Origin of the sequence: Melghirimyces profundicolus (assembly GCF_003054245.1) — a bacterium.
GTDB classification, from domain to species: domain Bacteria; phylum Bacillota; class Bacilli; order Thermoactinomycetales; family DSM-45169; genus Melghirimyces; species Melghirimyces profundicolus.
Genome location: NZ_QBKR01000013.1, coordinates 78,660 through 100,746, shown reverse-complemented (window position 1 = coordinate 100,746; position 22,087 = coordinate 78,660). Strand labels below are relative to the sequence as shown.

Sequence of the window (22,087 nt, the reverse complement as noted above, 5' to 3'; positions counted from 1 at the left end):
GTTTAAGATTTTCGTTTGAACATCCGGAGCATCCGATCCGTCACCAGAAAACCGCCGACCACGTTGATCGTCGCCAGGATGACGGCCAGCAGGCCCAACGCGGTCTGAAGGGTTCCATCCGCCTGCCCCGCGATCAGCAACGCGCCGATGATGGAGATACCGGAGATGGCGTTGGATCCGGACATCAGCGGGGTGTGCAGTGTCGGCGGAACCTTCGTGATCACTTCAAAACCGGCAAACATGGCCAGAACGAAAATATACAATCCGAAGACCGGGATTTCGGTCATGGAACACCGCTCCTTTTAGTGCTTAAGTTACGGGGTGCTTGTTCAACAATTCCCCGATCCGGGAGTGGACGACTTCCCCGTTCCGGGTGATGCAGGTGGACCGCAAAATTTCATCTTCGAAATCGGGGTCCAACCGGTTGTCCTTCACCATCAGACCCAGCAGCTTGACGATGTTGCGGGCGTACATATCCGAAGCGTGCACCGGCACCAGGGAAGGCAGGTTGGTATGACCGATCAGGGTGACCCCGCCTTCCGTTGTCACCGTCTCCCCCGATTGCGTCAACACGCAGTTCCCTCCGGCCTCCGCAGCGAGATCGACCAGGACCGACCCGGGTTTCATGTCCGCGACCATCTCCTCGGTCACCAGCAGCGGTGCGGGTCGGCCCGGAATCAGGGCGGTGGTGATGACGATATCCGACTCCCGGATGTGTTTGTGAATCACCCGGCGGTTCTTCTCCTGCTGGTTTTCGGCCAACTCCTTGGCATAGCCGCCTTCTCCCTCGGCGTCCTCCTGCAGATGCTCATCGATAAACTCCGCCCCCAGGCTCTCCACCTGTTCTTTGGCGGCAACCCGGATATCGAATCCTTTGACCACGGCTCCGAGACGCCGGGCGGTGGCGATGGCCTGCAATCCGGCCACACCGGCCCCCAGGATCAACACTTGGGCGGGGATGATGGAGCCGGCAGCCGTCACCATCATCGGCATCAGCCGGTTCAAGCGGTTGGCAGCCATCAACACGGCCTTATAACCGGCCACCGTGGCCTGGGAAGACAATGCGTCCATCTCCTGGCTGCGGGTGATCCGGGGCACCATATCCATGCTGAAACTCGTCAGACCCCGCTCCCCCAGTTCTTCCACATGGGAGAGATGGCGCATCGGGTCCAGGAGGGCGATCAGAACCGCTCCTTTCCGCATGTGTTCCATCTCTTCCGGTTCCGGCCTCCGCACCTTCAAAATGACTTCAGCTTCCCTGTACAACTCACCGATCTCCGACACCACCTCGGCTCCCGCCTCCCGGTAAGCCCCGTCCGCATAATCGGCTCCTGATCCGGCTCCGCTCTCCACCCATACACGCATGCCGGATCGGATCAGCCGTTCCGCTTCCCGGGGGACGAGGGCGACGCGGTTCTCGCCGGCGGTCCGCTCTTTGGGAACAGCGATCTTCAATGACAACCTTTTTCCACCTCCGACAGATTGATCGATTTCCGAAGTTGTCGTATATTATAACAATTATGCGCTATTATACAACAGTATTTTCGCAAATGGTCCCGAATTTCGAAAACAGGGCTGATCTCCGGGAAAAAAAGAAGGCCTCCTTCCGGAGGAGCCTTCACCAATCTTTCCGATCAACGGGGTTCCTTGCCGTTATTTCCGATCACACGGGCACCCATGATAAATTGTCTACCCCAGAAGCTACCCTCGAACTTGGTGATCGTCACCCCGATCCCGCGCTTGTACGTGTGGAGAATCTTGTTGTTTCCAATGTAAATTCCCACATGATCAATGTTCATGTAGCGGCCTTTCGCCCTTCGGGAAGCATCGAAGAACACGAGATCCCCTTTCCGGAGCTGGGATTTGCTGCGGATCTGGAAACCGTCGTATTTGGCTTGCGCTCCGGCGGTGCGGTGAAGTTTGATCCCATGCTTCCCATAAATATATTGTGTAAAGGAAGAACAATCAAACTTCCCGCTCGTGGGATACTCGGCTCCGAACCGGTAGTCGGTACCGAGGAATCGCTTACCGTAGGAGATAATGGCATCCGCTTTTTTCTCCCATGCAGCCCTTTGGGGGTGCGAAACCGGTTGGGGTTCGGGAGTGGGTTCCGGGGCAGGTTCGGTTTGGGATGGAGGACGGGGTGCCGGATCCGGTTTGGACTGCACTGCGTTCCCCTCAGGGTTACCCCGCATCTTCAGCACCGTTTGCCAAATTCCGCTCACACTCGGAGCCGCGGCAGCGGTGGACGCGGTGAACAACATCAGAGCAACCAAAACCGCCGTGGTCAGAGTGATCACTCTCTTCACTTTTCCAAAATTCCTCCTTTATGTCATAATGGGCAACAATCACAAAATCAGGGAATGGTCCTATTATTCGAACTTTGGGATTGTCGCCCATTTCCATAATACCGTAAAATATCCTATCTATTTTACTGGTAAATAAATCTATTTACAAGAAAGACAACCGAGATCATGAGACCCACTCCGATCCACGCCGGGATCCAGTGCATGATCCCCCTCCCGAGCGGATTCCCTTCTTTTAGAAGGAGCAAATGAAAAACGCCCGGCACGAAGCCGGACGTTGACTGAGTTCAGGAACTGGGCTGTTCTTTGAAGGATCCTCCCGATTTTTCCGCTGCCGCTTTCTCGGCGGCGACGTTTTTGCGGCGAGTCCAAAGAACCGACGCCAGGATAATCAGGAGCAGGAACCCTTGGGCCAGAGTGGTTTCCAGAGTGGGATAAGCCCCCAGGAAACCGATCTCCGGTGCTCCCGATACCGGTGTGGAGGGCATCCGGTTGACCACTTGCAGAGCATGGATGCTTTCCCCGCTGAACTTGAAAGCCAAGTAGTATATCAGGATGCTGACCGTCAGGAAGAAGGGTCGCATCGGAATTTTAACGCTGAACTTGATCATCAGGATGCCCAAGATGATCAACAGCAGGGCGGCGCCGCCGATGCCGAGGGACAGGTCATGGATGGCGGAAGCCGTCTTCTGCTGGTCTTTTGGCTCCGCCTCCAGGGCGGCGCTCACCGTGGCCATCTTGGATTCGATTGAGCCGTAAGCCCCCGGATAATCCGCCCGGACTCCGTCCTCCACTTTTTCCCATCCTTCATGGAATTCATGGTAAGCGGACTCAACTGATTGAGAACGATTATCATGATAGGGAGATCCTTTTTGTTTGTCAATCCCTTTTTCAAGGATCAAAGGAACACTTAACCAGAAAGGAGCCATCCCGCCCCGAAAAACGATATACTGTAACCAAACATCCGGGAGGAGGCTTCCTCATGTTCAAGAGATGGCTGCACCGGGAAGGAAAGGAGTGGGTCCGGGAAGGGATCATCACCAAAGAACAACTGACCCGCATCCTTGCTCGGAATCCCGGACCCGACCGTCGCATGTCCTGGCTCCCGATCCTGGCCGGAATCCTGATCGGTTTGGGGATCCTCTCCTTCATCGCTTCCAACTGGGAAGGGATCCCCCCCTTTCTCCGCCTGCTCATCCTGATCGGAGGAATGACCGGATTTTACGCGGCGGGGGAACAATGCACCCGTCAGGGATTTCCCCACACCGGCGCCGTTCTGACCGGTCTGGGTGTCGTTACTTTCGGGGGCGGGATGGTGCTGGTGGGGCAGATGTACCACCTGGTGGCTTTTGATGTACGGTTGTTTATCCTGTGGGGGACGGCCGCCCTGATTTCCACGTTTCTGTACCGGCATCCGGTATTGTTTTATCTGACCTTTGTCATTCTGTCTGCTGCTCAATGGTACAGCACGGAAGAATTCCGAACATTCAGCTATGGGACCGCCATGTTGTTTTTTGCCGGCTTGGGCTGGGAAGCCCATCGGTCCGAACACCGTCTTCACCGGTGGTTCGTGGCGGCGGGGGTGGTTCACCAGTCCTTGCTCTGGGTGATCGGATCCGAAGAGGAAGCCCTCTGGCTCTTTCCCTTCCTGATGGTTCTTTACACCGCGGGAGACTGGTGGCATTCAAGGGGCTGGAGACGTCCTCTTCAAACCGTCTCGATCTCAGCTGCCTTTCTCATGACCCTGGTGGTCTATTACAACCCTCCGGGGGAGAGTGGGACCTTCCCGTCCCTTCCCGCCTCCCTCCCCTATCTGACCCTGACCGCGGGATTTCTGGCGCTCTCTCTCCGGGCGAAGCACCGGTGGGGTCGACTGCGGGAAAGTGACTCTTGGCTCTTGTTTCTCCCTTTCTTTTACCTCACGGCCGACGGACCCCAGTGGCTGCATCAGGCGGTGTACCTGGTGGTGCTCTATGCCGCTTCCGTCGGTGTCCTCCTCCGGGGAAGCCGCCGGGGTTCCCGGTTTGAAGCCAACTGGGGAATCCTTCTCTTTCTCGTGACCACAGTGAATGCCTACTTCAACCTGGCTTGGGACTTCATGCCCAAGTCCCTCTTCTTCCTGCTGGGAGGCCTTCTCCTGTTCGCCCTGAACCGATTTCTCCAGCATCGGAAAAACACCCGCTTTTCCAAGGGAGGTGACGGCCGGTGAACCGTACCCGATGGCTTACGATTCTGGTTCTTTGTCAGGTCCTGGTGCTGCTTGGAACCGCCGCTTCCTATTTTGCGGTGAACTGGTGGGGAACAGAGATCCGGCTGAAAACGGAACCGGTGGATCCCCGGGACCCGTTGTACGGGGATTACGTTACCCTTCATTATAAAATCAGCGACGTTTCTCCGGATCACTGGAAGAGGGAAGAGCCTCCCGAGAACACGCCTGTCCACGTGCTGCTCACTCCGAAGGAGGGGTACTGGCAGGTGAAATCCGTTCACCTGAACCGTCCCGACCCCGGGAAAAACGAAGTGGTGCTGAAAGCCCGGGCCTCCCGAGGCCGGTCAATGGGACGGGGAACCTCCTCTCCCGAGAAGACGCTCCACCTGGAGTACGGCCTGGAACGCTATTACGTCCCGGAAGGAACCGGCCGACAATTCGAGCGGGCAAGGGCGCCCCTGACCGTCCGGGTGAAGGTTGCACCCTGGGGGCAGGCCAGAATTGTGGATGTGGAAAAGAAACAACGCAACAGAGAAGAACCGTCCGGATGGAATCTTACCCTCACAGGGCAGGGGGCGTCTTTCACGGAGTTGTTTCAAAGTTACCAACGGGGCGAACAAGTCCTGATTCCGGCCTTGATGGAAATGGTGGCGGTGCCCAATGGACCCCGGGCACAGAGCGCCGACCCCACTTCCAGCGGAACAAAAATTTATGGATGATAAGAACCCTTCCGAGTGGAAGGGTTCTTTTTTCCACAGCGATCACCATCGGGCCGGTTCACCGCTTCGAAGCTCAAAATCCGGCTCGATGCGTCCCACCACCCGGCCCCGCATATTTTTCACTTCCGGCCGGGTGTAAGCGGACAGCCGTTCCAGCTCACCGGTTTGAGTTCCGATCTCCAGCTGGCGGAGCACTTCGACCGCCGCGGCGTAAAGGACCCGTTCCGCCCCGTCTTCGATTTTGACGGCGATCCCGATTCCCTGTTGCCGGTCGCCGATGCAGTAAACGGCCTCGGCTCCCACTTTTCCAACCAGACAGCCGCGGAATGCTTCCATCAGATCCGTGCAGAACCGCTCTTTCCCGCCCACCATCTCCGGATGGGTGACCATCGCTTCTGTTACCCGTTCAGCCGCCCCCCGCCGTTTTCGATCCGATATGGATGCGGGATCGGCCAGGCGGGCGTAAATCAGGGCCAGCCGGTCCAGCGGGAGTCGGTAGGCCGGGACGTTGCAACCGTCCACTCCATAGACGATCTCCTGTTCCGGGCATCCGGTGATCGCCGACACCTCCCGCAGAATCCGTCTTTGCACCGGATGGTCGGGGGCGGAATATCCGGTCGGATCTTCTCCCAGATGAGCGGCCGTTGCCACCATGCCGGCGTGTTTTCCCGAACAATTGCTGAAGACAGGCGTCAGTTCCACTCCCTTCCGGATCACCTCATGATGACTCTCTCGATGCCGGGGCGGGTGAAATCCGCATTCCAACACATCTTCCCGAAGGCCGGCCCGTGCCAGCATGGAGGCCGCCCGCAGGCGATGCCGTTCTTCTCCATTGTGGGAAGCGCAGGAGAGAGCCAGATCCGCCGGACCGAATCCAAACCGGTCCGCCGCACCGCTCATCACCAACGGCAACGCCTGAACCGGCTTCATTGCCGACCGGGCGAAAGTGGGCCGAAAAGGATCCCCCAAGTAATGCAACAGAGCACCCGAGGCATCCACCACGGCCACATGCCCCCGGTGTCGACTCTCCGTCCAATTCCCGCGCAACACCCGAATCATCTCACTCATCCGTTCCTCTCCCCTCTTACAGATCAACACGAAAATATATGGCACAATACCACCGTATCGGAGGTTTCTTCAATCCGGAAGGCGAATGTATATTCGATGAACAGGATGTGTGACGGGGGGACCGATCAAGCACCCCGAAACCGCGCAGGTTTGCACGGTAATGATACAGGGTGTGACAGGTGCCCCCCTGCAGGAAGGCCTTCACCCGGCCTGATACAGCGATATTTGTAAAGAAAATGTTATAACCGAACAGGATTCTTCCTGAATATACTGAATAAGTAAGAAACGACAATCCACGACCGAAGGATAAAAAAGGGGCGATGGACAAATGAGGATCGACAAACAGCTGTTCCGGAGCGGTTCCTTTCTGGTCATGGCCCATGCGGCGGGGTTGATCCTGCTTTTGTTCGGTCTGTATTTCACTGTCTTCCACCCCCCGGCGGCTTTTACCGGGGCTCCGTTCTTCACCCTGCTGTTTCATACCACCGGAGGTTGGCTTCTTCTCGGCGGTTTGACGCTCTTTCTGATCTCTCTCGCCGGACTGTGGAACACGGAAGGTCTCCGAAAAAGCGGATCCCGAGCCGCGGGGAAAAATCGGTTTCCCTCTCTATAAAATCCTAAAAGACGTGCCGCCCGTAAGGCGGCACGTCTTTTTGTGTGTCACGGGAGCACCGTTACCAGCCAGCCCGTCGTGTTTTGATGGATCCGGGTAAAGGTCTCCCCTTCCCTCCGGAGGAGGGAGATGTCCAAGGTTCCCTTCCCCGCCCGGATTCCCCGTACTTCCAGCCTCTCCATCCCTTCCGGAAGACGGGGAGACAAGCGGATCTGTTTCCGCGATGCCTCCGGCTCCAATCCGAGGATGGCCTGAAGAACGGCGAAGGCCGTACCCGCCGCCCAGGCCTGCGGGGAACAGGCAACGGGATAGGGAACCAGCCGGCCTTCTTCTTTGCCGTATCCGCAGAACAGCTCGGGCAGACGGGTATCCGGAAAAGCGGCGGCCGCCTCCAACAGCCCCCCGATCAACCGTTCCGCTTCCCGGTGGCAGCCCATCTTTTTCATCCCGAACAGGATGAGGGAATTGTCATGGGGCCAAACCGAACCGTTATGGTAGCTGAAGGGATTATAGGATGGAGCTTGGCTGCTCAGCGTCCGGATTCCCCACCCGTTGAACATATCCTTTTCCATCAGCCGCTTCACCACGCGATCGGCCTGCTCCGGATCAAACATCTCCGCCATCAGGCAGTGACCCGGGTTGCTGGAAACGTTGGCCACCTGTTTTTTCTCCTGATCCAAGGCAATGGCGGGAAAATCCTCTTCCTCCATCCAAAAGTCCCGGTGGAACTTCTCCCGCAACCGGTCGGCTTCCTGGGCAAGCCGGCGACTGTCTTCAATATTTCCAATTTGATGAAAAAGATCCGACCAAGCTTTTTTGGCCATATAGACATAACCCTGCACTTCCGACAGGGCGATCGGCGGCGGGGCCAGTGTTCCGTCGGTGTGGGTGTTGGAATCGTCGGAATCCTTCCATCCCTGGTTGAAGAGGGCCTGTTCCGAACGGGGTTCGTAAGCGGTGTAACCGTAACCCCCCGGATCCCCGAAGGTATCGATCCACTCCAGGGCTTTCCGGACGTGGGGCAGCATCTCCCGGACAAAGCCGTCGTCCCCGGTCCAGCGGTGGATTTCCGCAACCAGCACCAGAAAGAGAGGCGTGGCGTCGATGGTTCCGTAGTAGGGAGTATGAGGGATGGCCCCCGTCTCCGCCAGCTCCCCGAACCGAATTTCGTGCAGAATTTTCCCCGGCTCCTCATCCCGGTAGGGGTTGACTTCCTTCCCCTGGAACCGGGCCAATGTCCGGGCGGTGTTCTTCGCCGTCTCGGGATGGACACTCAGGGCTTGAAGGGAGGCGATGATGCTGTCCCGGCCAAAAGGAACCGCAAACCAGGGAAGGCCTGCCACCGGAATTTCTCCTTCCCCCATATCGGTCATCAACATCCGAAAGTCGGACAAGCTCCTCCGGTAAAGCGAATTGAAAACGGAGGAGTCGGATTCGACGGTCGGGCAGGAGTCAAACCACTCCCCGTACGCCTCCCGGATGGCCTCCCTGGCCACGCTTTCTTCAAATACCTCCCGGATCTCTCCGCCCACCGAAGGCATACAGGTCAGATGAATCCGTTTGGAGGCACCCGGCTCCAGGTAAAAGGACAGCGTCGCCTGCCCGCCTTCCACCCTGTCCGGAGCGGGGAGGAATTGGATGGCCGTTGCCCGTTCGATGCCGTCGGTCCCCCAGTAGGTAAAGCGGACCCCCTTTTCCGTCTCCCTCCGGATCCGGGGGTCCCCCAGCTCGGCTTCCTTGTAACCCCGGACCACGAACATGTCCGAAAAGTCCGCGTCGAACCGGAACGTCAGGGGAACATGTACCATGGTTCGCCCGCGGTTGATCAGGGTAAAGGTTTCGTAAAGAACCCCTTTGTAAATCCACCGGTTGCGGGTCATCTCCAGGGACTCCCGGCTGATCACCCTTCCGTCCAGGTCTTTTCCCTCTCCGTGGGTGCATCGGTACAGGCTTTCCGCTCCCTCGGCTTCCGCGGAAAGCGGCCGGATGGAAAGGTCCCCCATGGACCACTCCAAAAGGCTGAGAAACCGCGTATCTTTCATGTACAGTCCGTACTTTTCCCGATTCCCCTCCGGTATGTTCCCGTCTTCGTCGGTAAACAGGAACAAATCTCCTTCTTTGATCACATGGCTCATTCTGTTTCCTCCCCTTTCGGAGTTTTCCCGCTGTTCCTCTGTCATCTGAACCAGCATAACGAAAACGGTTGACCAAGGTCAATGGCAATCGTCCGCACAAACGGCAGGCGGGTCCGAATCGTCATTCAGGGATCGACTCCCTTGGGGGCGAAGACAAACCGGGATTTTGTGGTACAATATAATCCCCTTGAAAAAGAGATGGGTTCCATTTACCCTGATTACCCCTCATCGGAATACGGAACAACAGATAGGGTACGAGTGATACTGAAAGGACGGCAATGGACTGATGTATTCCAACATACTGGACAATTATCCCCTCTGGGCTTCCCTCACAGCGCTCAGTCTCGCCCAGATTCTCAAGGTTCCATGGAACTACACCATCACCCGCCAATGGGATTTTAATTGGTTGTTCAACACCGGGGGCATGCCCAGCGGACATACGGCCGCCGTCACTTCCCTGGCCACCGCCATCGGGATTTGGGAAGGCTGGGGTTCTTCTTTATTCGCGATCACCACCATCACAGCCATCATCGTCATGTACGATGCCACCGGAGTTCGGCGGCAGGCAGGCATGCAAGCTCAAGTGTTGAATCAATTGGCCGAGGATTTCGCCCAAGTCCTGGAAGAAATTCGACACATCAAACAAAAATCACCCCGTGAAACCGGGGTGAAATTGAAGGAAATCCTGGGGCACCAGCCCATCGAAGTTTTCGTGGGAGCCTGGTTCGGGGTCGGCATCGCTTTGATCCTTTACTGGCTCTGGGTTTAAAGGAACCGGGCCATAAAAACTTCATCCACGTACTGTCCGTTCAAAATCGCTTGTCGGCGCCGGCGGCCTTCCAGCCGGAAGCCGTATTTACGATACAGGCGGATGGCACGGTCGTTGGTCTCCCATACATCCAGATTAATTTTCTCGATCCCGTGGGCCTTGGCCCAGGCAATCGTATATTCCATTAACTTTTTGCCCAGCCCCATTCCCCGGTAGCCGGGAGTTAACCAGGTCCGGAATTTGGCCGTATGGTGACTCATGCCTTTTGAACCCCGTTTCAACCGGGCCGATCCGACGATCTTTCCGTCCACTTTCACAACGGCGTACATACCGCCTTTATCCCGAATTTCCCGGATTTGCCGCTCGTGTTCCCGGGTATCCGGCATGGTTTCCGGCGTCTCATCCAGATAAACTCCTTCCTGAACGACACGGGCCAGGCGTTTTTTCAGTTCCGGTGCATCCTGTGCACTCGCTTGACGGATCACCACGTCGTGCCCTTTCACACGGTATGTCTTTTTTTCTTCATAAGGAGGAGCGGTTCGTTTCAAATCAACAGCCATGGGATGAACGGTCTCCTTTCGAACCTGATTCATAAGGAGGATCTCCATGCAAAGGATTGTTTCCATCTGTCCGAGCAACACGGAAATTCTCTGGGCCTTGGGTTTAGGTGAAAACGTGGTCGGCGTCGATGATTATTCGGACTGGCCACAGCAGGTGGCGGACCTCCCCCGACTGGGGCCGGACCTCGAGATCGACATGGACCGGGTCCAGGCTCTCCGACCGGATTGGGTTCTGGCTTCTCTTAGTGTTCCCGGGATGGAAAAAAACATTGAAGCGCTTGAACAAACAGGCATCCCTTTTCTTGTTCTTTACCCCGGTGGACTTGAAGATATCCCCCGTGACTTCCTCCGGGTGGCCCGTTTTGCCGGCCTGGAGCAACGGGGACGGAAGTTGGCCGATCGGTTCAAGAAAAGATTGGAAACCATCCGCCAAAAGATCCCACAGGACCGTCCGGCCCCCCGGGTTTACTGGGAATGGTGGCCCAAACCCGTTTTCACCCCGGGAAAAGAAAATTGGCTGACAGATGTCAGCCGGACGGTCGGGGCCATCAATATTTTCGGAGAGGAAGAAGGACAAACCGTACAGTCGGATTGGCGGACGGTGGCGGAACGACGCCCTGATTATGTCTTTGCCGTTTGGACCGGGGTCCCCATGAAGAAAGTCCGCAAAGATAAAATGATGAACCGCCCCGAATGGAAAGACCTTCCCTGCATCCGGGAAAACCGGGTATACATCCTGGATGAAGGATGGTATTGCCGGCCATCTCAACGGATTCTCACGGGCATTGAACACTTGGCCCATCTGTTGTATCCGGATCGTTTCGCACCTTCCGATCCTGACAATCCCCTGTGAAATCAGGGGATTCTGGCTGTCTCCCTGTCAGGCGGACCGTCTCATTCAGATTTTCCAGGTCCTTTTCGGACAACGATCCGTCCCCTTTGGCGATCACGTAGATTCGAACCCTCTTTTTCCCCCACTGTTTATAAACCTCTTCCACGGTATCAAAATAAAGATCCAGACGTCGGCCCTGAATGGCGTTTCCCGTGTCCGCCACGACGCCGTAACCGTATCCGGGGATGTATAACAACGTGCCGATGGGAAAGACACGGGGGTCTGCCGCCACAGTGGATAAGACCCCCCTTTGTGCTTGAACACCGGATCGCGTCAAACCGAAAGCCGGATGGGAGCGATCCTTTCCGGTCGACTCCCGCCCGGACGTATATCCGGTCGCAGTCACCACCATGGATGGATAAAAGCTCCATGAGTCTCCGGAAAACGGCAATCCGGCTTCCTTTTCTTCCGCCGTTTTTCCTGCCGCCTCCTCGACCGGAAAAAACGCACCCAACAGCAATAAAACCATCCAACCACGCATTGCCTTGTGCGAAAAACGAATGGCGCTCACGGCGATCCCCCTCCCATTTGAATCCGGTTTCTTTCCCTTACAGTATTCCCGCTTGGCAGGCCATTCATGGGAGGAAACATTGGACATGGGGAGAAATAAAAGGACGCGGATCCGCGACCCAAAAGTCCGGAAAACGCGTCCTTACATGGTGGGGATCAAAACATGCGATACCCTTTTTGCCGCAGTACCCGGATGGTCCAGGCGCCGCCGAGGATTCCGATCATACCCACGGTCAGCATGAGATAATCCCCGCCCTTTAAATCAAAGGTGAAAAAATAATATCCCAAAAGACCGAGGTACAAAACAAAAGGCAGCCAGGTGGTCTTTAAAATCATGTTCAAAATGAATGAAATACCGAAGCCTAAAAATCCAAACAGCGGAACCCCGATCAGAATCTGGGGCAGACTCACGGATCATCGCCTCCATCTTCACCGCGATACATCGAGCTTGTTTTCCTCATGGTATTTTAACACAGTTGGATTCGGGTTGCGACGTGTGAAAACGTGAACAAGCTGTGGCATTCCACCGACAATTCCCGCCGAATGTTTGCGAGAGCCACCCCCTTTCGATACAATGGAACGTGAAGTCGCAGACAAGGGGGGAACGCAGCATGCGTCCTAAATCCGGAGGTAGACCTCCCATGGGTCGACCGGGTCAACCCGGCGGGAAAGATACCGGCGGTGACCAGTCAAAGAAAAAACTGCCGACCCAGTTTGTCAACTTTGTATTTTTCAAAGTCGACCCCGCCTGGCGGCGTCTGAGTCGGGAAGAACAGGAAAAAGGAAAACAGGAATTCGCTTCCGTGGTGGAGGAGTACCGGCAATCGGGGATGATGGTTCACTCCTATTCCATGGTGGGCATCCGTTCCGACGCCGATTTCATGTTGTGGCGGATTTCCAAAAGCGTGGAACAATTTCAGGAGATGATGACCCGGCTTCTACATACCGGTCTGGGGAAGTATTTGGAGATCACCTATTCGTACCTCTCGTTCACCAAACGGAGCATGTATGTCGATAAAATGGATCCGGAGCATCAAAACCCCCGGGTCTACATTATACCGGGGATGAAAAAGTACCTGTTCGTTTACCCGTTCATCAAAACCCGGGACTGGTACCAATTGTCCTATCCGACCCGGCAGGGGATGATGGACGAACATATTCAGGTGGGGAGCAAATATCCCTCCGTCAAGTTGAACACCACCTACAGCTTCGGAATCGACGATCAGGAATTCGTGGTGGCATTCGAAACCGATGAGATCACCGATTTCTCCGTCCTGGTGCAGGAACTTCGGGAAACGGAAGCCAGCCGGTACACCCTCCGGGACGTGCCCATGTTCACCTGCATCCATCACCCCGATGTGAAAGAGGCGCTGAACACCCTGTAACGATCAACCCAACAAAATCCCCGGCCGTCGGCGGCCGGGGTTCTTCTCATTTTCGGGGCCGTTTTCCGGACCCTTTACAACACCCGCAGGTTTCGGAACCGCCCAGCAATAGCTGGACATATCCGTCACCCCCGCAATATGTGCACCTTTCATCGGTGCTTTTTAGGGTGTGATTCTTCATTTGAAAAACCCCCCCTATAAGAAGGTTGTAACCACTATATATCTGTAATTTTCAGATAATAATACCGGATTGGACAAAAATATGAAACCGGGAAAGAATGGAAGTAGGACTCGGAATGAAGAAACATACTACGATCAAAACCGCCCAAATCCTTCTTCCAAAGAACTGGGCGGTTTTTATATCCTCTTTATGTAGAAAAACACCCCCGCTGAATCCCCTCGGGATATTCATTTTCAAACTTAAGCATCCCCTTGATCCCAGGCTCTACCGGCCGGCAAATTCTTTCAATCACACGAATACGAATGTTCCCTATGGGCATTTCCGTCACAGAAGGTTCAACACTCGATTTTCCGGTACCGCTTTTCGGCAAACTGCCGTACTCCGGCAAAAAGACCGATATTGGCGATAACCAACACCAGGAGAATGAAGCTGTATATCAGATAATCGGGCAAAGAAAGCATCCTGAAAATCCAGACCACAACCGCCAGCAACATACCCCCGACCAGCTGAGTCAACATCAGCCACAAACCGTTGAACCCCCCGCGAATGGCCTCCTGGGGCGTGTTCCAATCGAGTCTCGGGAAGAGGAGATTGATGGCGACCCCCAGTCCGGTGGTCAAAAAACCGGCCGAAAGTCCGAGAAAAGCCGTCCAAATCAGAACGGAACCCTCCCCTCCGACAACCCATTGCATTCCTGTGACGAGGAGGGTCACGAATCCCGTGAACACAAGAGCCAGGAACCATTTGGCCGCCACCTGCACCCCGGCGGATACCGGCAGGCTTTTGCTCAACGCGAAGAGGTTTCCCTCCCGGGAAACCGAAGAGGCAGCCACTCCGTTCACGCCGGTGAGAAAGGCCACACCAGCCACTCCACCCCAGATCAAGACCTCCTCCCGGAAGGGAATGGCGTTCAGGGCATCGATATTTTGCTGCCAGTCTCCGTGCAGCCATAGGGTGGGAAGAAACATCATCACCGGAAAGAGCAATGTACCCAGCACCGCTTGCAAAGCGAACGCCGGAGTCCGAAACAGCATGCGCCATTCTTTACGGAACAAAGCGAGAAAGGGTGGGTTTTTTTTGAGTGCTGCGTCGACCACCGACCGGAAATGACCGCCCCGCTCCCGTTGTTCGTTCCCCCCGATCAGCCCCCGGTAATACATGCCTCCGGAGACCCCGACAGTAATCCCCACCGCCGCCAGAGTCACTCCCAAGAACAGAAGCCAGGAAATCCCTCCCGCTCCGAACAAGGGTGACCCGAGGGCGTCGGCAGCCCACTTGACGGGAGGAAAATAACGGGTCAGCGTTTCGGTAAGGCTCCCCGGACCGACCAACCAGGCACCGGCCGATTTGACCTCTCCGAGCTTGTCTGATCGTCCACTGTTTATAAACAGTTGAAATCCAACCCCCATCATCACACCCAAAAAAGGACCAAGAGCCCGAAGAAGGTTCCGGTAACGTTTCAGGTTGGTCACCCGCATAAAGAGCATCGCCAAAATTGCAGCCAGGCTGAGCGGAAGGGCGGGCAACAGCAGCAGGGCCGGTGCGATCTTCGCATAATACCCCGCACCGACGTCTTCGGACCAGCCGTAAACCAAAAAACCCGGCAGGGTCAACAAACACAGCAACAATCCTTCACTGATCCACAATCCAGCCATCCGGGATGAAAAAGCCTGAACCGGTGTAACCGGAAGGGCCAAAAGAGCCTCACTGTCCTTCGAAAAGTAAAGGCGTCCAATCCCATGAAAAAAGCCGAACATCAGAATCACCGACTGACCACCGGCGACGGTCAGTATCAAAAAGCCCTCCGGGTGACCCGCCCATTGCATTCCCATATAAACAGCTTGATAAAAAGCGCCGATCACAATAAAGGCGGGGATCAGCATCATGAAAAACAGGATCGCCAGAGCCGGTTCCCACAGCCGTTCTTTCCTGACCACATACCGTTCCCGCAACACCGACAGACGAAACTGGTCTTTCAGGACCAGATTGAAAAGCGTCATCCATTTCTTCATGTTCCGGTAAGCTCCAGAAAGAGATTTTCAAGGGATCGTTCGTCTGTCACTTCTCCACCTGTGCCCCGCCTCAATTCTTCCAGCTTTCCTTTGGCGACCAGTCGCCCGTCTTTCAAGATCGCCAGCCGGTCGCACAACCGCTCCGCCACTTCCAGCACATGAGTGGAAAAGAAAACAGTACGCCCCTCCCGGGAATATGTTTTCATCTCTTCTTTCAGCACCGAAGCCGATTTCGGATCCAGTCCCACCATCGGTTCGTCCAGGATCCATACGGAAGGACGGTGGAGAAGTGCCGCAATCAGTGTGATTTTCTGTTTCATCCCCCTGGAATAACCGTCGATCAGATCACCGACGGCATGTTCCATCCCGAACTTCTCCAATAATTCCGGAATACGGCGGCGACGGGTTTCCGGGTCCACCTCATAAATGTCTGCCATAAATCCGATGTATTCCATCCCCGTCAACCTCGGAAAAGGTTCTGCACCATCCGGAACGTAACCGATCTTTTTCTTGGCAGAGAGGGGATCTTTTCGAAGAGAGATCCCCTCCACCTCGATATCACCCGCATCCGGCTCCAGAATCCCGGTAATCATCTTGATGGTGGTGGTTTTCCCCGCCCCGTTCGGTCCCAGGAAGCCAAAAATCTCCCCGCGCTCCACAGTCAGCTGCAGCTGATCCACCGCCGGCCGGTCGGATCCTGAATAATGTTTGCTCACATTTCCTAGCCAGATCACCGAATACGCCCCCATTTCACAGTTATGAAAATATTTCAGTTTGCATTTTATCATATCATCAAATAGAAAGGACCTTCACGATCCCGATCAACTTGCACTACAATTCATCTGGATCCGGAAGCGTATTTCACGTAAACCGTGTAATTCCCATCCTGCAGAATGTTCAGGTTCCAAGTGAAGGATCCCCAGTGATACCGGTTCCGTTGTATTGGTAATCGTAGCCTTGATAGCCACTGCCGGAGGTGGAAGAGGCCCAGCTGCCGAGGCTCCCCTTGCTCTGGGTGTCCGTGTTGTCTACCATGACCACATTTTTGCCCACATACAGTTTTTCGCTTGATCACGGATCCCATCATGGGTCCTTTGGTAAATCATTCTGAGCAAAATCTGAAATCTCTGGATATGCCCAACTGATTGGTTGTCCAGCTGGAATAGCCGCCCAAATCCGGCGGCTTCAGCGTGAAAACACCTTGTAGCTTTGATAACCGTAATCCCGCCGGGGCTCAAATTTGCGCCGCACCATGGCGGGGAGCAAACGTTTCTCCTCCGTCAGGATCAACCGGAGCAAATCGGCCGACAGGGGGTCCCTTTTAAGGGTTTCCCGCGGCAGAAAGCGAGCTTCTGAGATTTCCACACCGTCCGGCTCCGGTTCTCCGGGTTCCGGTTCCATCACGAAACAGATCATGTTATCACTCTCCCCGGTGCGGATGCCCGCCACACCGACGGTCCGTACCCTGATCCCTGTCTCTTCCCGGACCTCCCGTTCTGCCGCCTCATCCAGGGTCTCCCCCGGTGAGACAAAACCGCCGGGGAGGGTCCATAGCCCGGTTGTTGCCCCATATTTTTTCTTTACCACCAAGAGGTCGTCACCCCGAAGAACCAAACCGCCCACACCTAACCACACACCGCCGCGTTTCATCCGATCCCCCCCCCCCGTGGCTGTTGGACTCCGGACTAAGAAACCCCGTCCGGAATGGACGGGGTTTACGGTTTTCACCGGTTCAGAACTTGGCTTTTTTGAACATCAGAGGCAAACCACCGATCAGATAGTACCAGCGCCAATCATTGATACGTTTCAGAATGGAGGCTTTCGTACCGAAGAGCTTTTTGCCGAAGGCGATTCCAATGGCGGAGCCGCGGCCGAGAGATGCCAAGGTCCCTTTCAGATCAAACTTGAAGGGTTGCATCGAACCGCCCCGGATGAGAGCCGTCAGGTTTTTGGCCAGATGTTGTCCCTGTTGGGTCGCCATTTGGGCCGTGGGCGGATAGGGACGTTCTTCTTCGTTGAAAATCAGGGAGCTGTCCCCGACAACGAAGAAGTCTTCATACCCCGGGGCACGCAGATACTCATCCACTTTGACCCGGCCGCGGGCGGTTTCGATCCCGGCTTCCTCCAACAGCGGGTTTCCACGAACCCCGCCGGTCCAAACCACGGTGGCCGAATCAATCTTTTCTCCGCCCTTGAGAACAACACCCTCCGGGGTGCACTCTTCGATCGGAGTGTTGATGCGGAACTCCACACCCCGTTCCTCCAGGTATTTGACGGCATAATCCACCAACTCTTTGTCAAAGCCGGGTAACACGGTCGGGGCGGCTTCGACGTTGATCAGCCGCACCTTTTCCCGGGGGATGTCAAATTCCCGACAAAGTTCGGGGATCCGGTCCACCAGTTCGCCGACATATTCGATTCCGGTAAATCCGGCGCCGCCGACGACAATGGTCAACAAATCGTCCCGATCTTCCTTCAGGGTATTGTACTTGGCAAACATGTACTCGATATGTTCCCGGATCAGACGCACACCGTTCAGATTCCGGATGAAAAAGGCATTCTCCAATAGGCCTTTGATTCCGAAGGTTTCCGGTGCGCTCCCCAGCCCGAAGACCAGGTAATCGTATTTCAAGGGTTCTCCGTCGGCAAGATGTACTTCCTTGTTTTCGGGATCCACTTTGATCACTCGGTCCTGGACAAATTTCACTTTGTCTTGTTTCAGGACGGAAGCGATCTCCACCCGGGCATATTCCGGATCCAGTGTCCCCGCCGCCGGTTCGTGAAGCTTGGTGGTAACGTAATGGTAGGGGTTTTGATTGACCAGCGTTACCTCCGCTTCCTGGTAGTTCAATTCCTTCTGGAGGCCGACGGTGGTCATTAAACCGCCGTAACCCGCCCCCAAAACCACAATTTTTGGAAGAGCCATCATACCACATCCATTAATTATGTTAAAAATATCACATAAAATATTCCGGGCCACCGGACACTATAGATCATGATAAAAGTTTCGTTCCAGTTTGACAAGGGGGTGTTTATCCAAGAGTGTTTCCCTGAGATGACGGTTTATCCGGGAAAAAGAATGGGTGAAAACAATCACATTGACTCCACACGCCTGAAGTGCGGGATTCTTGGTTCATCCTGTCGACTGACTCGCACAATCCCCAAACTTTCAACCGTGTGCCCCCACGGCTAAAATGCTTCGGGCCAAAATGGCAGTGCCTTTATGTTCCGCACGATCAGGTCTCCAGAAAAATCGTTTCCTCTGGAAACGTTGTAAAAAAGTGAGCGGCAGCATTTACCCAAAGCCGCTCCGGCTGCACTCACAGAGCACAAGTCTCGCATGGGTCGCTTGCGCTCCCCGGTTTCGCTATGCACTCACAGAGCACAAGTCGTGCCTGGGGTCGCTTCACTCCCGGTGGCGATATGCTGTCCTGCAGAGATGTAGCCTTCGGATGCAACACAGAAAAGCTTTTGCCCCTGAACGCCCTGCCGGCTGATTCTCCGCTGGGCAGGACAGCTATTTTGGGTAAACGCTTCCCCTTTTCACGAAACGAACATGAAATCACAACGTTCCAGGTTCCCGAAGGGATCAAGGGGCAGCTCCCTTTCATCCCAACCCTCAAGAGATGGGTTTTCCCGCTCCTTTATAAACGCTCTCCATTTGTTTTATCGGGGATTCGCACCAAAAAGCTTGTGGTATGACAGGAAATAACTGTACAATGATGGATGGAAAGATCCGTGATAACCGGAGACGCCCATCCGTCCCCATTTACCGTTTCTGCCCCGGCCTTCATGGGACCCTCTCGCAAGTCCGGTAAGTTTTTGTTATCTTTAAGGCACGAGCGAACGCTCGTGAAATGATTCCCGATCGGGTTCACCCGCAGAAGTGAGGTCAACCGTTATCCGCCCATCCCGGAACCCTGCCTGCGGTGACCGAAAGAATGCCCGGGATCATTCGGCAATGCCACGCTATTCCCAGGATCTGAACGATTGAATGATGTGAAAACCCGTAAAGGCCATACATACGTTTTGGAGGTGCGCCTATGTCCCCAGACAAAATCAACGAGCCGGAAGTAATGGACATCACAGTGATCGGGGGCGGACCGACCGGGCTGTTTGCCGCTTTTTACGCCGGAATGCGCAATTTGTCCGTCAAAGTGATCGAGAGCTTGCCCCAGATGGGCGGCCAGCTTTCCGCCCTTTATCCGGAAAAGTATATCTACGATGTCGCCGGCTTTCCGAAAGTGCTGGCTCAGGAGCTTGTTGACAACCTGCTGGAACAGTGCAAACTGTTCGATCCCGTTTTCTGCGTGGACGAGAAAGTGCTCCATGTGGAAAAAAACGAGAAGGGCATTTTCGAAATTACCACGACCAAAAAGCGACACTTCACCCGAACCATGATCATCACCGCCGGCGTCGGTGCCTTTGAACCCCGGAAGCTGAAGGTTCCCGGGGCCGAAACGTATGAAAACAGCAATCTTCACTATTTCGTGAAAGATCTTCAGCAATATAAGAATAAAAAAGTACTGATTGCCGGAGGCGGCGATTCAGCTGTGGACTGGGCTAACATGCTGGAACCGATTGCGGAACAGGTGACCCTCATCCACCGGAGGGACAAATTCCGCGCTCATGAAACCAGTGTAGAAAAAATGAGAAACTCCAGTGTTCGGATCCTTACTCCGAGGGAAATCATTGCCCTTCATGGCGAAAACCGCATCGAAAAAGCGGTGGTGGCTGACAAGAAAGACAACGTCGTGGAAGAGCTCGAGGTGGACGCGGTGATTGTCAGCTTCGGCTTTGTCTCTTCCTTGGGACCGATTCAGGAGTGGGGCTTGGAGATTGAAAAAGGCTCCATCATCGTCAACTCCCGCATGGAAACCAACATCCCCGGTATCTATGCCGCCGGAGATATCGCCACCTATCCCGGCAAGGTAAAATTGATCGCGGTCGGCTTCGGTGAAGCGCCCACCGCGGTCAATAACGCCAAGCAATACATCGACCCTCAGGCCCGTTTGCAACCGGGACACAGTTCCAATATGAAGTTTTGAGAAGAAAAGCCGCCTCAAAAAGAGGCGGCTTTCTTTCTATGCATGAAGGGAGGATGCACGGATACAATAAGTCCCAAACGTCGAAAGGGAGTTTGCAAATTGAACCGAACCCGCCGTTGGGTTGCCGGATCTTACCATCTTCTGATGTTCCTGGCCACTCTGATGATTCCATTGCTGATCTTTTACGGCAGCCGGGGTCGCGGTGCCGACACTGGCTACGGCATGGTGGGCGCGATTCTCGCCTTTGCGGTTCTCCTCGCCTACCTGATCATTCCCAACTTGAAAAGGAGGTGATGATCTTGGAAACCGGCGTTCACACCGGCTGTCCGGTCTGCAACGGTTTTGACGCACTGGAAGTCGCCTGTCCCCACTGCACGGAATGGATGGAAGACCGTGGCCGGTTTTTCGATCTGCTGGCTGACTACAGCCCCTACCGGCCGATCGAAGACATGAAAAAGACGGACGGGTTTTGCGATCTGGAGAGCCATCAGTGTCCGCATCACCTTTTCTGCCAAAACTGCGGCTTTTACGATCTCACCTTGGTGGAGGAAATCCCCATATAAAAAGAGCCGGCCCGCACGGGGCCGATTCCGGATGGCACGGCTCACTGGGTCCGCCGCACCCAAAAACCGCCGTTGAAGGTTTTGGGTTCATGGGAAACCATAAAAGCTTGGGGATCGATTTCTTTCACCCGACTGATCAGTTCTTTCTGTCTTTTTCTTTTGGTTAACACCATCAGGACGAGACGTTCCCCCGTCAAGCCTTCCCCGATCCACGAAGTGACGCCGAAACCGTCGTTTCGAAGTTGCTCCGGCAAGTTGGAATCTTCTTTCCGGGTGATGACTTGAACCGTCACATATCCGATGGCCATTTTTTCCTCAACAAGGGAACCGGTATACACACCTAGTGCAAATCCCAGACAATATACGATCAGGTTGTACCAAGCATCGATATTCTCCAGAACCACCGCGAGACCCAACATATAGATGAATACTTCGCAAAAGCTGATTACCGCTGCCAAACGGGCATTCCCTTTCATCATGACGATGAGACGAATGGTGGATACGGTCACGTAAGCAATTTGTACAAAAAAAATAAACAACAGGATCCCCAACACGGCATGTTCCTCCCTAAGGGTGCAAGTCAAAACATTTCCTTCAAATCATACAACAAATCCCTCACTGCCAAAAAGGGGTGAAACCCCATCGGATGAAAGATGAAAAAAGCCCGCTCTCCGGGCTCAGCCTTGATCTGTTTCCTCTTCAAGGGGACGACTTTCTTCGATTTTACCCGTTCGTTTTCCGACACGGCCGCCACCGAGACCTTCATTCACCATCCGGTCGACATCCATCCAGTAGCGACCTTTCCCCTCATCGATGACGTCCTTTTTTTGAGCCATTTTTCCCGTTTCGTTCACTTCGGTGTCCAAGTGGTTTTGTTCCCCCTTGATGGTTCCGGATTGTTTGCCTGTTCTTCCGGCCCCCAAGCCTTCATCGACCATCCGGTCCACCTGTTCCTCCGTGCTTTCGCGATTTTGTTTCCGGGACAAGTCAAACACCTCCCAGCTTCGGATCGGGTCCCACCCCGCAGGATGAAGTACGGTTAGTAATGTTCTTCCCATGGAAGGGACAGGTCAAACACTGGAAGAAAAAAGCCAGCACCCGCCAAAGTCGGATGCTG

At 54.8% G+C, this 22,087-nt stretch carries 24 protein-coding genes and 1 pseudogene; 9 read left to right on the top strand and 16 right to left on the bottom strand.

The features are described from left to right. Positions 1-2: 2 nt before the first annotated feature. From C8P63_RS10540 to C8P63_RS10525, 4 genes are all read right to left on the bottom strand, one after another. A complete protein-coding gene (locus C8P63_RS10540) occupies positions 3-287 on the bottom strand; it encodes an NAD(P) transhydrogenase subunit alpha part 2 (RefSeq protein WP_108023920.1) in 285 nt (94 codons plus the stop codon). Positions 288-309: 22 nt separating this feature from the next. Continuing rightward, positions 310-1,461, bottom strand: coding sequence for a Re/Si-specific NAD(P)(+) transhydrogenase subunit alpha (locus C8P63_RS10535; protein WP_211308275.1), 1,152 nt, complete (start codon positions 1,459-1,461; stop codon positions 310-312). Between the two features lie 173 nt (positions 1,462-1,634). After that, positions 1,635-2,309 carry a C40 family peptidase gene (locus C8P63_RS10530; protein ID WP_108023918.1) on the bottom strand — a complete coding sequence of 225 codons (675 nt, stop codon included), beginning with the start codon at positions 2,307-2,309 and terminating at the stop codon, positions 1,635-1,637. Positions 2,310-2,593: 284 nt separating this feature from the next. Continuing rightward, complete coding sequence (locus C8P63_RS10525) at positions 2,594-3,100, bottom strand: FTR1 family protein (protein WP_146172162.1); 507 nt, start codon at positions 3,098-3,100, stop codon at positions 2,594-2,596. A 188-nt stretch (positions 3,101-3,288) separates the two neighbouring features. Between C8P63_RS10525 and C8P63_RS10520 the strand changes: the two genes are divergently transcribed. Together C8P63_RS10520 and C8P63_RS10515 are read left to right on the top strand one after the other, a co-directional pair. Continuing rightward, the gene (locus tag C8P63_RS10520) at positions 3,289-4,515 is read left to right on the top strand and encodes a DUF2157 domain-containing protein (protein ID WP_108023914.1); all 1,227 of its coding nucleotides are present in this window, start codon (positions 3,289-3,291) and stop codon (positions 4,513-4,515) included. Next, on the top strand, positions 4,512-5,234 hold the full coding sequence (locus C8P63_RS10515; RefSeq protein ID WP_108023912.1) for a GDYXXLXY domain-containing protein: 723 nt from the start codon (positions 4,512-4,514) through the stop codon (positions 5,232-5,234). Before C8P63_RS10520 ends, C8P63_RS10515 begins: the two co-directional genes overlap by 4 nt. 42 nt (positions 5,235-5,276) lie before the next feature. Here C8P63_RS10515 and C8P63_RS10510 read toward each other — a convergent pair whose 3' ends face one another. Beyond that, entirely contained in the window at positions 5,277-6,302 is a 1,026-nt protein-coding gene (locus C8P63_RS10510) for an asparaginase (RefSeq protein WP_108023910.1), read from the bottom strand. A gap of 328 nt (positions 6,303-6,630) precedes the next feature. Here C8P63_RS10510 and C8P63_RS10505 point away from each other — a divergent pair, with 328 nt between their 5' ends. Continuing rightward, positions 6,631-6,915, top strand: coding sequence for a hypothetical protein (locus tag C8P63_RS10505; RefSeq protein WP_108023908.1), 285 nt, complete (start codon positions 6,631-6,633; stop codon positions 6,913-6,915). A gap of 47 nt (positions 6,916-6,962) precedes the next feature. Here C8P63_RS10505 and C8P63_RS10500 read toward each other — a convergent pair whose 3' ends face one another. Further along, on the bottom strand, positions 6,963-9,050 hold the full coding sequence (locus C8P63_RS10500) for an amylo-alpha-1,6-glucosidase (protein WP_108023906.1): 2,088 nt from the start codon (positions 9,048-9,050) through the stop codon (positions 6,963-6,965). 286 nt (positions 9,051-9,336) lie between these two features. On the opposite strand from C8P63_RS10500, the gene C8P63_RS10495 reads away from it, so the two are divergent. After that, the gene (locus C8P63_RS10495; protein ID WP_108023904.1) at positions 9,337-9,819 is read left to right on the top strand and encodes a divergent PAP2 family protein; all 483 of its coding nucleotides are present in this window, start codon (positions 9,337-9,339) and stop codon (positions 9,817-9,819) included. Here the strand turns inward: C8P63_RS10495 and C8P63_RS10490 are convergent. Beyond that, on the bottom strand, positions 9,816-10,412 hold the full coding sequence (locus tag C8P63_RS10490) for a GNAT family N-acetyltransferase (protein ID WP_170109611.1): 597 nt from the start codon (positions 10,410-10,412) through the stop codon (positions 9,816-9,818). The genes C8P63_RS10495 and C8P63_RS10490 overlap by 4 nt on opposite strands. 13 nt (positions 10,413-10,425) lie before the next feature. Here C8P63_RS10490 and C8P63_RS10485 point away from each other — a divergent pair, with 13 nt between their 5' ends. Next, a complete protein-coding gene (locus tag C8P63_RS10485) occupies positions 10,426-11,232 on the top strand; it encodes an ABC transporter substrate-binding protein (RefSeq protein WP_108023971.1) in 807 nt (268 codons plus the stop codon). Between the two features lie 40 nt (positions 11,233-11,272). Here C8P63_RS10485 and C8P63_RS19560 read toward each other — a convergent pair. Both C8P63_RS19560 and C8P63_RS10475 read right to left on the bottom strand, forming a co-directional pair. Continuing rightward, positions 11,273-11,752, bottom strand: a pseudogene (locus C8P63_RS19560) (3D domain-containing protein); the annotation flags it as partial. Between the two features lie 185 nt (positions 11,753-11,937). Next, the gene (locus C8P63_RS10475; protein ID WP_108023899.1) at positions 11,938-12,192 is read right to left on the bottom strand and encodes a YuiB family protein; all 255 of its coding nucleotides are present in this window, start codon (positions 12,190-12,192) and stop codon (positions 11,938-11,940) included. Between the two features lie 230 nt (positions 12,193-12,422). On the opposite strand from C8P63_RS10475, the gene C8P63_RS10470 reads away from it, so the two are divergent. Further along, positions 12,423-13,166 (top strand): chlorite dismutase family protein, encoded by a 744-nt coding sequence (locus tag C8P63_RS10470; RefSeq protein WP_108023897.1) that lies wholly within the window; start codon positions 12,423-12,425, stop codon positions 13,164-13,166. 46 nt (positions 13,167-13,212) lie between these two features. Here C8P63_RS10470 and C8P63_RS19125 read toward each other — a convergent pair whose 3' ends face one another. From C8P63_RS19125 to C8P63_RS10445, 5 genes are all read right to left on the bottom strand, one after another. Continuing rightward, positions 13,213-13,347 (bottom strand): YuiA family protein, encoded by a 135-nt coding sequence (locus C8P63_RS19125; protein ID WP_170109609.1) that lies wholly within the window; start codon positions 13,345-13,347, stop codon positions 13,213-13,215. 335 nt (positions 13,348-13,682) lie between these two features. Then, complete coding sequence (locus tag C8P63_RS10460) at positions 13,683-15,359, bottom strand: putative ABC transporter permease subunit (RefSeq protein ID WP_108023893.1); 1,677 nt, start codon at positions 15,357-15,359, stop codon at positions 13,683-13,685. Beyond that, positions 15,356-16,093 carry an ABC transporter ATP-binding protein gene (locus C8P63_RS10455; protein WP_170109608.1) on the bottom strand — a complete coding sequence of 246 codons (738 nt, stop codon included), beginning with the start codon at positions 16,091-16,093 and terminating at the stop codon, positions 15,356-15,358. Before C8P63_RS10455 ends, C8P63_RS10460 begins: the two co-directional genes overlap by 4 nt. Before the next feature lie 451 nt (positions 16,094-16,544). Then, positions 16,545-17,009, bottom strand: coding sequence for an NUDIX domain-containing protein (locus C8P63_RS10450; protein ID WP_108023891.1), 465 nt, complete (start codon positions 17,007-17,009; stop codon positions 16,545-16,547). Positions 17,010-17,091: 82 nt separating this feature from the next. Beyond that, positions 17,092-18,285: an NAD(P)/FAD-dependent oxidoreductase gene (locus C8P63_RS10445; protein WP_108023889.1), complete on the bottom strand. Its 1,194-nt coding sequence runs from the start codon at positions 18,283-18,285 to the stop codon at positions 17,092-17,094. A gap of 1,117 nt (positions 18,286-19,402) precedes the next feature. Here C8P63_RS10445 and C8P63_RS10440 point away from each other — a divergent pair. The 3 genes from C8P63_RS10440 to C8P63_RS10430 all read left to right on the top strand — a co-directional run bounded on the left by C8P63_RS10440 (position 19,403) and on the right by C8P63_RS10430 (position 20,970). Then, positions 19,403-20,407, top strand: a complete 1,005-nt coding sequence (locus C8P63_RS10440; protein WP_108023887.1) for an NAD(P)/FAD-dependent oxidoreductase — start codon at positions 19,403-19,405, stop codon at positions 20,405-20,407. Positions 20,408-20,506: 99 nt separating this feature from the next. After that, positions 20,507-20,701, top strand: a complete 195-nt coding sequence (locus C8P63_RS10435) for a hypothetical protein (RefSeq protein ID WP_108023885.1) — start codon at positions 20,507-20,509, stop codon at positions 20,699-20,701. Between the two features lie 5 nt (positions 20,702-20,706). After that, complete coding sequence (locus C8P63_RS10430) at positions 20,707-20,970, top strand: hypothetical protein (RefSeq protein WP_245920837.1); 264 nt, start codon at positions 20,707-20,709, stop codon at positions 20,968-20,970. 41 nt (positions 20,971-21,011) lie between these two features. On the opposite strand, the gene C8P63_RS10425 is transcribed toward C8P63_RS10430, so the two are convergent. Further along, positions 21,012-21,524: a DUF2179 domain-containing protein gene (locus C8P63_RS10425; RefSeq protein WP_170109607.1), complete on the bottom strand. Its 513-nt coding sequence runs from the start codon at positions 21,522-21,524 to the stop codon at positions 21,012-21,014. Between the two features lie 123 nt (positions 21,525-21,647). Further along, positions 21,648-21,956 carry a hypothetical protein gene (locus C8P63_RS10420; protein ID WP_108023879.1) on the bottom strand — a complete coding sequence of 103 codons (309 nt, stop codon included), beginning with the start codon at positions 21,954-21,956 and terminating at the stop codon, positions 21,648-21,650. Positions 21,957-22,087: the final 131 nt, after the last annotated feature.

Excerpts from the sequence above, each read along its gene's own strand:
- C8P63_RS10540 (WP_108023920.1), bottom strand. The coding sequence starts at position 287 with ATGACCGAAATCCCGGTCTTCGGATTGTATATTTTCGTTCTGGCCATG.
- C8P63_RS19125 (WP_170109609.1), bottom strand. The coding sequence starts at position 13,347 with ATGAAGAATCACACCCTAAAAAGCACCGATGAAAGGTGCACATATTGC.
- C8P63_RS10490 (WP_170109611.1), bottom strand. The coding sequence starts at position 10,412 with ATGAATCAGGTTCGAAAGGAGACCGTTCATCCCATGGCTGTTGATTTG.
- C8P63_RS10520 (WP_108023914.1), top strand. The coding sequence starts at position 3,289 with ATGTTCAAGAGATGGCTGCACCGGGAAGGAAAGGAGTGGGTCCGGGAA.
- C8P63_RS10460 (WP_108023893.1), bottom strand. The coding sequence starts at position 15,359 with ATGAAGAAATGGATGACGCTTTTCAATCTGGTCCTGAAAGACCAGTTT.
- C8P63_RS10510 (WP_108023910.1), bottom strand. The coding sequence starts at position 6,302 with ATGAGTGAGATGATTCGGGTGTTGCGCGGGAATTGGACGGAGAGTCGA.
- C8P63_RS10450 (WP_108023891.1), bottom strand. The coding sequence starts at position 17,009 with ATGAAACGCGGCGGTGTGTGGTTAGGTGTGGGCGGTTTGGTTCTTCGG.
- C8P63_RS10505 (WP_108023908.1), top strand. The coding sequence starts at position 6,631 with ATGAGGATCGACAAACAGCTGTTCCGGAGCGGTTCCTTTCTGGTCATG.
- C8P63_RS10495 (WP_108023904.1), top strand. The coding sequence starts at position 9,337 with ATGTATTCCAACATACTGGACAATTATCCCCTCTGGGCTTCCCTCACA.
- C8P63_RS10500 (WP_108023906.1), bottom strand. The coding sequence starts at position 9,050 with ATGAGCCATGTGATCAAAGAAGGAGATTTGTTCCTGTTTACCGACGAA.
- C8P63_RS10485 (WP_108023971.1), top strand. The coding sequence starts at position 10,426 with ATGCAAAGGATTGTTTCCATCTGTCCGAGCAACACGGAAATTCTCTGG.
- C8P63_RS10440 (WP_108023887.1), top strand. The coding sequence starts at position 19,403 with ATGTCCCCAGACAAAATCAACGAGCCGGAAGTAATGGACATCACAGTG.
- C8P63_RS10470 (WP_108023897.1), top strand. The coding sequence starts at position 12,423 with ATGGGTCGACCGGGTCAACCCGGCGGGAAAGATACCGGCGGTGACCAG.
- C8P63_RS10445 (WP_108023889.1), bottom strand. The coding sequence starts at position 18,285 with ATGGCTCTTCCAAAAATTGTGGTTTTGGGGGCGGGTTACGGCGGTTTA.